We start from the raw sequence: 9,496 nt of genomic DNA, 5'->3' as shown, positions 1-9,496 counted from the left end.
CTAAAAATGACTCCCGACCCCACACACAAACAACTTGACAGGCTCTTCAAATCGCCTCACAATGAGCCAACTTGCGATCGCGGGACAAACCGCCCCTAACATGAAGAGATAGGAATAAGCGATGAACCTATCACTCTGGCTCAGCAACTCGGTGCCAATTGCAACCACGCAACAGTTAGCAAGAAACGCTGCTGGACCAGCCCACCCAATCCTGTGAACTCTCAGCAACCAGACGACTATTGAGGTTGCAATTCCGGCAACTATAGACCAGAGAAGGGGCCAAAAGAGGAACTCTACAAGAGATGCAGGGATAGGCCCCATGCCTGCATTCCATCTCGCCAGGGCAAAAACGCCCAGCACTCCACACCACGCAACCCCATTCGCGAGGGCCGACCCCAGGACCAACGACGTGGATCGATACCAATCCAGGGCCGAAAAACGCCTACTCATGAAGAGCAGCCGCCCACTGCGTGAAACAACTGCCACTCATGCGCTACCAGCAAACAATTCCCGGAGCACCTGTGGCACAGCCTGGGCGATCTCGCTGGCCCGGATCGGGCCACCAGGGAAACCACCGGAGGCCAGCACACCCGCCCGGCCATGGACACTGGCCGCCATCGCCGCCGCGAGCGCCGGTTTCATGCCACCGGCCAGCAGCGCGCCCAGAATTCCGGCCAGCGTATCTCCGCTACCCGCCGTCGCAAGCCAGGGTGTCCCTTCGGTCTGGCTGAAAGTGACGCCACCCGGCGAGACGATCACCGTGGTGGAACCCTTCAGCAGCACCGTGGCACCGGTGAGCTCGCTGGCACGGCGTGCATAGAACAGAGGTTCCCGCTCCACCTCGGCCCGTTCGGTGGGATGTCCACGGCCGCTCAACAGGGTGGCCAGCTCCCCCGCGTGCGGCGTCAGGACCACCTGCGGGCCCATGCGCTCCGGCAGCAACGCGAGTGCCCCCGCATCCGCCACCGTGGGCAGGCCGGAGGCAAGCGCCTCCCGGCACCGTGCTTCCTGGGCGGCATCGTTCGCAATGCCCGGGCCGATGAGCCAGGCCTGTACCCGGTTGCCGGACGTTTCGGAGTGGCCGGCAACCGCTTCGGGCGGAAAATTCGCCGGAAGCGCCAGAGTCGGTCCGAGGAAACGCACCATGCCCACTCCGGCGGCGAGCGCTCCCTTGACGGCCAGCACGGCAGCGCCCGGATAGTGAGCAGAACCGGCGATGACGCCCAGCACGCCGCGGGAGTATTTGTGGTCGATCGCGGAGGGTCGGGGCCAGGCGTCGGCCAGATCCTGGGCGGTAAGCCTCCACAGCGCTGGTTCGGGCAAGTCAATTCCCAGATCCACTAGGCTCAGCGCACCGGCGTATTCCTCCGCAGGTGGCAGCAGGAGCCCCGACTTGAGACCGCCAAAAGTCACGGTTTCCGCAGCCCGGAGCACCGGTCCGTCCGCCGTTCCGGTATCGGCATCGATCCCGCTGGGCAGGTCCGCGGCCACCACGCCGGGGTGCCCCTGCAGGGCCTCCACCAGCCGGGCCTGGCTGCCGTGCAATCCACCACGGGCTCCGGTACCCAGGATGCCGTCCACCACGATCTGCGCAGACCGGGCCTCAGCGACGGCGCGCGCCTCCTCGGGCCAGCGCACGACTCGCCCACCCGCCGCCAGGAAGGCCTGGAGCGCCTCGGCGTGCGTCCGTTCCGAGGTGAGCAGCGCCGTCGTGCGCACACCCCGGCGGCACAATTGCGCCCCCGCAAAGAGCGCATCGCCGCCGTTGTTACCGCTTCCCACCAGTAGAGCGACCCGGCTGCCATAGACTCGACCGCCGCGCCTCCCCGGCGACGCCCGGCCGTCACGCAGCCTGCGCACGATGGCGAGGCTCAGCCCGTGTGCGGCGCGCAGCATCAGCGCCGCCCCCTGGCCCGCGTCGATCAGAGGACGCTCTGCGGCCCGGATCGCGGTCCCGGTGTAGGCCTCGAACATGGCAGCCCGGCTCAGCCCTCGCCGATAACGAAGGCCGTGGAGATGCCGCCATCGTGGCTTATCGAGAGGTGCCAGCGTTTGACGCCACGTTCGGCGGCTACGGCGGCTACCGTTCCCTTGACCTGGACGGTAGGTCCACCCTCGTCGAGGCCGATCCAGCAGTCCTGCCAGTTCATGCCCGCCGGGGCGCCCAGCGCTTTGGCCACGGCTTCCTTGGCTGCGAACCGGGCGGCGAGCGATCTCGTGTTCAAGCCTCGTTCGGCCGGGACGAACAAACGATCCCGCAGCCCAGGCGTGCGTTCCAACTGGCGGTCAAACCGCTCCACATCCACCACATCAATGCCAATGCCGACAATCATGGCTCCAGCCTACTGTGCCACTCAGAGCCCGGTAACGATCCAGGTCAGGCCCAGAAACAGCAGGGCCAGGGCCGGCGTAGTCAACTGCACGATGCCGGATCTGGTCTTGCTGCGGTCAGAGGCGATCAGCACCAGGCCAGCCAGCACCATGGAACCGGCACCGGCAATCAGCAGGGCGAGCCCGGCGGCTCGCAGACCCGAGTTCGCCCCACTCAACGCCCCACCACCCAGCGTCAACACGATGCCCAGCACCGTCGTGACCGCCAGGAAAAGGTTGTAGTAGCCCTGGTTGAGCGCCAGCAGCCGGGTGGACTGCGCTTCCTCCTCCGTGGTCCCGAAGACCTTTCGGGCCCGTGGAGTGACCCACAGTACGGACTCAAGGATGAAGATGTAGACGTGTATGGCAGCCGCCAAGCCTGCAAACACGAGGGGGAACGCAAGCATGAGGCAGTGCTCCTAAGAGTTGGCTTCGTCTTCCCACCGTGCCAGGGTCTCGGCATGGTTGGGCTTGAAAATATCCTCGGTCACCGAGCGGGTCACGCAGAAATGCTCCAGATCGCCATGCGCATAGAGCGTCTCGTTCTCGTGGGCGATGATCTGGGCCGCCGTCAGCACCGGTGAATCCGCCGTGGTGTGGGCATCTTCGAGCAGGGTCACATCGAAATCGCGCCCCACCGCCGCGCGGACCGCAGTGTCGATGCAGTACTGGCTCTGCATGCCACAGATCACCACATGTTCAACGCCACGCGCCTGAAGGAACGGGCCGAGCATCGTACGGGTGAAGGCGTTGTTGTTCGATTTGTCGATCGTCACCGCGTCCGCTGGACGGGTCAGCCCCTGGTGGACCTCAAAACCGGCCCCGGAGCCACCGCCGACATCCGTGTCCCGGATGAAGACCACCTGAGCGTCGGCGTCCTGCGCTTTCTGCAGGGCGAGGTTGATATTGGCCAGCACCTCATCCCGGTTGGCCAGCTCTCCGGCATAGCTGCCATCGACCATGGCCTCCTGGACATCGATCACCAGCAGCGCATGCGCGCTCATTCTACGGTCACCGACTTGGCAAGGTTACGGGGCTGATCGACATCGAAGCCCTTGGCCGTGGCCAGCGCGCAGGCAAAGATCTGCAGTGGCACCGTGGCCAGCAGCGGAGCCAGCAGGGTGGGCGTCTGCGGGATGTAGAACACGTGCTCCGCATAAGCCCTGACCGCTTCGTCGCCCTCTTCGGCAATGACGATGGTCTTGGCTCCGCGGGCGCGCACCTCCTGGATATTGGAGACGACCTTGGCATGCAGCGAATCGCGGCCTCGCGGCGAGGGGACCACCACGAAGACCGGCTGGCCCTCATCGATCAGGGCGATCGGCCCATGCTTGAGCTCGCCGGCCGCGAAACCTTCGGCGTGGATGTAGGCGAGTTCCTTGAGCTTGAGCGCCCCCTCCATGGCCACCGGGAAGCCGACGTGGCGCCCCAGGAAGAGTACCGACTCGACATCCTTCATCGAGGCGGCCAGGTCCTTGACCTCCTGCTCCCGGTCCAGGACCTCCTGGACCTTGGCCGGGGTAGCCGAGAGCTCATCCAGAATCACCCGGATCTCATCGGCAAACTTGTTCCCACGCAACTGCGCCAGGTACAGACCCAGCACATAAGCGGCCGTGATCTGCGCCAGGAAGGCCTTGGTGGAAGCCACCGCAATCTCCGGCCCGGCATGCGTATAGAGCACCGCATCCGATTCGCGCGGAATCGTGGAGCCGTTGGTGTTGCAGATCGCCAGCACCTTCGCGCCCTGTTCCCGGGCATGGCGGACGGCCATCAGGGTGTCCATGGTCTCACCGGACTGGGAGATGGCCACCACCAGAGTCTTCTCGTTGACGATCGGATCGCGGTAGCGGAACTCGTGGGAGAGCTCCACCTCCGTGGGGATCCGGCACCAGTGTTCGATGGCGTATTTGGCCACCTGGCCCACATAGGCCGAGGTTCCGCAGGCGATCACCACGATCTTGTCCACGGAGCGCAGAATCGACTCGCTGATCCGCAGCTCGTCGAGGATCAGCGCGCCATTGGCGTCGGTCCGGCCCAGCAGCGTGTCCCGGATCGCACGGGGCTGTTCGTGGATTTCCTTCTCCATAAAGGAGGGGTAGCCGTCCTTCTCCGCCGCCGCGGCGTCCCAGTCGACGTGGTATTCCTTACCGGTCGCGGGCAGGCCGAAGAAGTCGGTGATCACCACTTCGTCCGGGGTGATGGTGACGATCTGGTCTTGCCCCAGCTCCACAGCACGCCGGGTGTAGTCGATGAACCCGGAGACATCGGATCCTAAGAAGTTCTCGCCATCGCCCAGCCCCACCACGAGCGGGGAGTTGCGACGCGCAGCGACGACGACGCCGGGCAGATCGGCATGGATGGCCAGTAGCGTGAAGGCACCCTCAAGGCGCTGGCAGGCCCGCTGCATCGCCACGGTGAGCCGGATTTTCGGTTCCAGATCGGCATCTGCCTGGTATTCATCCGCCAGCAGTGCCGCGGCCACCTCGGTATCCGTCTCGGAGAGGAAGGTTACGCCCTTGGCCAGCAACTCTTCTTTGAGTTCGGCGAAGTTTTCAATGATCCCGTTGTGGATCAGAGCCAGCTTCCCGCCATCGGCCAGGTGCGGGTGGGCATTGAGGTCGGTTGGCCCGCCATGAGTTGCCCATCGGGTATGTCCGATGCCGGTCAGCGACTCGGGAAGCGGGTTTTCCTCCAGCTCGTTCAGGAGGTTGGACAGCTTACCGGCCTTCTTGGCCGAGAAGACCTCGCCGTCCGCCAGAACGGCAACACCGGCCGAGTCGTAGCCCCGGTATTCGAGCCTGCGCAGCCCCTCCAGCACCACATCCAATGCCTTGTGTTGATGCCCGTTATCGGCCCGGCCCACATACCCTACGATTCCACACATGGGGTCGATTCTACCGGGAGATCCGCTCCGGACGGCGGAGGTGGGCTGAGGGCTTCATCTCACTTCCCATCCCGCTGGACTGCCGGAGCCGGACGGGCGGAGTCGATGCCGGGCCGCCACCGATATTGCTCTCCTATGGCCCTCCGGTGGCCTGCAGATTAGCCTCCGGAGTCCTAAACCGGCAGAATCGCTAGGGTGAGTCTGCAACGCACCGAGCCCGGCGATGGCGCCTCCCCTTTTGTGGAACTCGATCGCCAGACCTGGTCGAGGCTGTCAGCGGAGATCACCCAGCCCCTCGATGAGGCGGATATTCTCCGTCTCCGCGGCCTGGACGACCCCCTGGACCTCAAGGAGGTCAGCGAGGTCTACCTCCCGCTGTCCAGGCTGCTGAACCTCTACGTCGCCGCCGCCGGGCAGTTGCACGCCGCCACCACCACCTTTCTGGGTGAGCGCACCCAGCGGACACCCTTCGTCATCGGCGTGGCAGGCTCAGTGGCCGTCGGCAAATCCACCACCGCCCGCATTCTGCGCGAGATGCTCCGCCGCTGGCCGGACACGCCCAATGTGGAGCTGATCACCACCGACGGTTTCCTCTACCCCAACGCCGAGTTGGAGCGTCGCGGGCTGATGCAGCGTAAGGGCTTCCCGGAATCCTACGATCGACGGGCGCTGCTTCGTTTTGTCAGTGCCGTCAAAGGCGGAGCGGAAGAAGTCCGGGCACCCTGGTACTCGCATTTGACCTACGACATTGTGCCCGAGCGCGAAGTCGTGGTGAACCGGCCCGATGTGCTGATCGTCGAGGGGCTGAACGTCCTGGCGCCGGCCAGGCCGCACCGCGATGGACGGGCGGGGCTTGCGGTGAGCGACTTCTTTGATTTCTCCATCTACGTCGATGCCAAAACCCCGTCCATCGAAAAGTGGTACGTGGACCGCTTTCTGTCCCTGCGCGGCTCCGCCTTCGCCAAGCCTGAATCGTATTTTCATCGTTATGCCTCGCTCAGCGACGCCGAGGCCATCCAGACGGCGCGCGATATCTGGCACCGGATCAATGAACCCAATCTGATCCAGAACGTCCTGCCCACGCGGGGACGGGCACGCCTGGTGCTGAGCAAGGATGCCGACCATTCAATCCGGCGGATGCTGCTGCGTAAAACCTGAAATGGCGGTGGATGCCCTATGACAGACCCCCAGACAACAGACCCTCAGACAACAGAACCCCCCTATCGCCCCAGACGGGCCAGCCGCGCTCCGATGAGCCGACGCCGGGCACTGGGCTTGGGAGCCTCGATGGCGGGACTCGCCGGGGTGGTGGTGGCCGGTGCCAGCCAGAGTGCGCGGCCGCTGGCAGGTGCGGCAGGCACCTCCCCCACGCCGAGCACCGACCCTGCGGGCCTTCAGACGGCGCCTACGCCCAGCACACCGGCACCCACTGCATCGGTCAGCTCCACCGGTGCCGCCAGTAGCATCGCGGACGCTCCCGCACTGAGCGATCCGGACTCGATCTCCGTCATCGTCAATAAGCACCGACCGCTGAACCCCTCCGCCTACCGACCCGCAGATCTCATCCAGCCCGCGGTGACGCTCGCCACCCAGGGCGAAAGTGCCCTGTTGCGGGCCCCTGCCGCGGCCGCACTGGAATCCCTGGCGCAGGCCGCAGCACAGGCGGGCGCGCCGTTCCGCTTGCTGAGCGGTTTCCGCTCCTACGAGACGCAGCAGAGCACGTACAACGCTCTGACGGCGAGCGAAGGGGTCCCTAGTGCCGATCACGCCTCAGCCCGGCCGGGGTACTCGGAGCACCAGACGGGTCTGGCCGCGGATCTGAGTGATCCGGCCGGTTGCGATCTTGCCGCCTGCTACGGGCAGACACCGTCCGGGGCCTGGGTCGCCCAGAACTGCTATCGTTTCGGCTTTCTGGTGCGCTATCAGGCGAACCACCAGCAGGTCACCGGATACCTTGCCGAGCCCTGGCATGTGCGTTTTCTGGGCATCGATCTGGCCACCCGGGTTCACGACTCCGGATTCAGCACCCTGGAGGAGTTCTTTGGGCTGGAGCCCGCGCCCGACTACCGCTGAGTTCCCGTGATGACAGAGTTCACATGTATTTCATAGAAGATCGCGGACAGTCGTCTTTCCATTCCTGCGCATAATCTCTACCGTTGGTCTCATGATTAAGGGATTCAGAGATTTCATTATGAAGGGCAACGTCGTCGATCTGGCTGTTGCCGTCGTGATCGGTGCTGCCTTCGGCACCGTTGTAACCGCACTGGTCAATAAGGTCCTCATGCCGCTGATCGCTGGCATCGTGGGTAAGCCCAACTTTGACGATGTGCTGAAATTCCAGGTAGGGGCAGATCCGAATAACTTTGTGATGATCGGTTCGCTGCTGACGGCCATCATCAACTTCGTGCTGGTGGCAGCCGCTATCTACTTCGTCATCGTGGTTCCGATGAACAAGATCATCGAGCGCCGCAACGCACGGCTGGGCATCAAGCCCGCGGAAGATGCTCCGGACCCGCAGATCGTTCTACTGACCGAAATCCGCGATTCCCTCAAGGCTCGCAGCTAACACTGAGGTGCCCCGTCCGAGCTTGCGAGGATGGGGAAGGTGCGACGCGCTCACCCTCCGACGATATAACCGCGTGCCTCAGGGTGCGACGAGCGCCAGACGTTCTTCCACGACGGCGGCCAGGTTCTGACAGATCCTGGTCGCCGTCTCCATGTCCGCGGCCTCAACCATGACGCGCACCAACGATTCGGTGCCGCTGGGACGCAGCAGAACCCTGCCTGTCTCGCCCAGCTCGGCTTCGGCTCTCCGGACGGCTTCCAGGATGCCCTCGTCGCTGCTGGCGCGACGCTTGTCCACGCCTTTGACGTTGATCATGAGCTGCGGGAGCTTGGTCATCACGGCGGCGAGATCTTTCAGGCTCCGCCCGGTTTTGGCCACCTGGGCAGCCAACTGGAGTCCGGTCAGGACGCCATCGCCCGTGGTCGCATATTCGGCGAAAATAACGTGGCCGGACTGCTCACCGCCCAGGCTGAACTCGCCTTCACGCATGGCTTCGAGCACATAGCGATCCCCCACCGCAGCTTCCAGCAGGGTGACCCCAGCCTCGCGGAGGGCGATCTTCAGGCCCAGATTGCTCATCACGGTCGCCACCAGAACATCGTCCTTGAGCCGACCTTCTGCCTGCAGCGCGAGCGCCAGCACCGCCATGATCTGGTCACCGTCAATGACCGAACCCTCGTGGTCCACGGCCAGGCAACGGTCGGCATCGCCGTCGTGGGCAATGCCGAGGTCAGCACCATGGGCCAGCACGGCTTCCTGGAGCGGTCCGAGATGAGTGGAGCCCACGCCATCGTTGATGTTGAGGCCATCCGGCTCGGCACCGATCACAATGACGTTCGCACCGGCGTCCTTGAAAACCTGAGGTGAGCAGCCACTGGCGGCACCGTGAGCGCAGTCGAGCACCACGGTCAGCCCGTCCAGGCGGTGAGGCAGCGTGCTGAGCAGATGCAGGATGTAGCGGTCCTCTGCATCAGAGAAGCGCTGGATGCGGCCCACGCCTGCGCCGACGGGTCGCAGGGGCTCCAGGAGCAGACGCTCCTCGATGGCGTCCTCCACGATGTCAGGGAGCTTCTGGCCGCCTGCGGCGAAGAACTTAATACCATTGTCCGCAGCAGGATTATGGGAGGCGGAGATCATCACGCCGAAGTCGGCTTCGAGGGAGGCGATCAGATAGGCCGCCGCCGGAGTGGGCAGAACGCCCGCGTCGTAGACGTCGATGCCGACGCTCGCCAGCCCCGCCTCCACGGCCGCGCCGATGAACTCACCGCTGGCGCGCGGGTCCCGGGCGATGACGGCGCGGGGCCGCCGGCCTGCCGCAAGGGCTTCCGCACCCAGGACGACGGCCGCCGCCTGGGCAAGCGAAAGCGCCAGCTCTGCGGTGAGAAGGCCATTAGCTACTCCACGGACGCCGTCCGTACCAAACAATCGTGACATCGCCAACGATTCTACCCGCTACCCCCTCCGATTCGGACGGCACGGCCGCAGCGCCCCTCGTCGAGTGTCCAGAACCGCACGGCCGCAGCGCCCATAGCTATGCGCAAATGGACACTCACCGCGAGCCGAACCACCGCACATACGCTTGTGGAGCCACGCGCTGATTTTCGCCGAGGCACCGCAGATGCCGCTTGTGGAGCCAAGCGCTAAATTCGCGCGAGGCACCAAAAAAAGCGGCTCGC

General features: G+C 64.7%; 9 protein-coding genes. 3 read left to right on the top strand and 6 right to left on the bottom strand.

Annotated features, from left to right (window positions below):
* Nucleotides 1-486: 486 nt before the first annotated feature.
* Genes QQM37_RS11200 through glmS form a run of 5 tightly spaced genes read right to left on the bottom strand, consistent with a single transcriptional unit; the run spans nucleotide 487 to nucleotide 5,254 of the window.
* Nucleotides 487-1,974 (bottom strand): NAD(P)H-hydrate dehydratase, encoded by a 1,488-nt coding sequence (locus QQM37_RS11200; protein ID WP_285727499.1) that lies wholly within the window; start codon nucleotides 1,972-1,974, stop codon nucleotides 487-489.
* 11 nt (nucleotides 1,975-1,985) lie between these two features.
* Nucleotides 1,986-2,333: a holo-ACP synthase gene (locus QQM37_RS11195; protein WP_285727498.1), complete on the bottom strand. Its 348-nt coding sequence runs from the start codon at nucleotides 2,331-2,333 to the stop codon at nucleotides 1,986-1,988.
* A 21-nt stretch (nucleotides 2,334-2,354) separates the two neighbouring features.
* A complete protein-coding gene (locus tag QQM37_RS11190; protein WP_285727496.1) occupies nucleotides 2,355-2,777 on the bottom strand; it encodes a DUF1304 domain-containing protein in 423 nt (140 codons plus the stop codon).
* 12 nt (nucleotides 2,778-2,789) lie between these two features.
* The gene (locus tag QQM37_RS11185; protein ID WP_285727494.1) at nucleotides 2,790-3,374 is read right to left on the bottom strand and encodes an isochorismatase family protein; all 585 of its coding nucleotides are present in this window, start codon (nucleotides 3,372-3,374) and stop codon (nucleotides 2,790-2,792) included.
* The gene (gene glmS, locus QQM37_RS11180) at nucleotides 3,371-5,254 is read right to left on the bottom strand and encodes a glutamine--fructose-6-phosphate transaminase (isomerizing) (RefSeq protein WP_285727492.1); all 1,884 of its coding nucleotides are present in this window, start codon (nucleotides 5,252-5,254) and stop codon (nucleotides 3,371-3,373) included. The genes QQM37_RS11185 and glmS overlap by 4 nt, the downstream gene beginning before the upstream one ends.
* A gap of 195 nt (nucleotides 5,255-5,449) precedes the next feature.
* Here glmS and coaA point away from each other — a divergent pair, with 195 nt between their 5' ends.
* The 3 genes from coaA (at nucleotide 5,450) to mscL (ending at nucleotide 7,820) form a co-directional block, all read left to right on the top strand.
* Entirely contained in the window at nucleotides 5,450-6,412 is a 963-nt protein-coding gene (gene coaA / locus QQM37_RS11175) for a type I pantothenate kinase (protein WP_285727490.1), read from the top strand.
* Between the two features lie 93 nt (nucleotides 6,413-6,505).
* Nucleotides 6,506-7,327, top strand: coding sequence for a M15 family metallopeptidase (locus tag QQM37_RS11170; RefSeq protein WP_285727488.1), 822 nt, complete (start codon nucleotides 6,506-6,508; stop codon nucleotides 7,325-7,327).
* Between the two features lie 91 nt (nucleotides 7,328-7,418).
* On the top strand, nucleotides 7,419-7,820 hold the full coding sequence (gene mscL / locus QQM37_RS11165; protein WP_285727486.1) for a large conductance mechanosensitive channel protein MscL: 402 nt from the start codon (nucleotides 7,419-7,421) through the stop codon (nucleotides 7,818-7,820).
* 78 nt (nucleotides 7,821-7,898) lie between these two features.
* On the opposite strand, the gene glmM is transcribed toward mscL, so the two are convergent.
* Nucleotides 7,899-9,254: a phosphoglucosamine mutase gene (gene glmM, locus QQM37_RS11160; RefSeq protein ID WP_285727485.1), complete on the bottom strand. Its 1,356-nt coding sequence runs from the start codon at nucleotides 9,252-9,254 to the stop codon at nucleotides 7,899-7,901.
* Between the last annotated feature and the right edge of the window lie 242 nt (nucleotides 9,255-9,496).

Source organism: Psychromicrobium xiongbiense (assembly GCF_030271165.1).
Classification (GTDB): Bacteria; Actinomycetota; Actinomycetes; order Actinomycetales; family Micrococcaceae; genus Renibacterium; species Renibacterium xiongbiense.
This window is presented reverse-complemented; position numbering and strand designations above follow the sequence as displayed.

Excerpts from the sequence above, each read along its gene's own strand:
- QQM37_RS11195 (WP_285727498.1), bottom strand. The coding sequence starts at position 2,333 with ATGATTGTCGGCATTGGCATTGATGTGGTGGATGTGGAGCGGTTTGAC.
- QQM37_RS11200 (WP_285727499.1), bottom strand. The coding sequence starts at position 1,974 with ATGTTCGAGGCCTACACCGGGACCGCGATCCGGGCCGCAGAGCGTCCT.
- QQM37_RS11190 (WP_285727496.1), bottom strand. The coding sequence starts at position 2,777 with ATGCTTGCGTTCCCCCTCGTGTTTGCAGGCTTGGCGGCTGCCATACAC.
- glmM (WP_285727485.1), bottom strand. The coding sequence starts at position 9,254 with ATGTCACGATTGTTTGGTACGGACGGCGTCCGTGGAGTAGCTAATGGC.
- glmS (WP_285727492.1), bottom strand. The coding sequence starts at position 5,254 with ATGTGTGGAATCGTAGGGTATGTGGGCCGGGCCGATAACGGGCATCAA.
- QQM37_RS11170 (WP_285727488.1), top strand. The coding sequence starts at position 6,506 with ATGAGCCGACGCCGGGCACTGGGCTTGGGAGCCTCGATGGCGGGACTC.
- mscL (WP_285727486.1), top strand. The coding sequence starts at position 7,419 with ATGATTAAGGGATTCAGAGATTTCATTATGAAGGGCAACGTCGTCGAT.
- QQM37_RS11185 (WP_285727494.1), bottom strand. The coding sequence starts at position 3,374 with ATGAGCGCGCATGCGCTGCTGGTGATCGATGTCCAGGAGGCCATGGTC.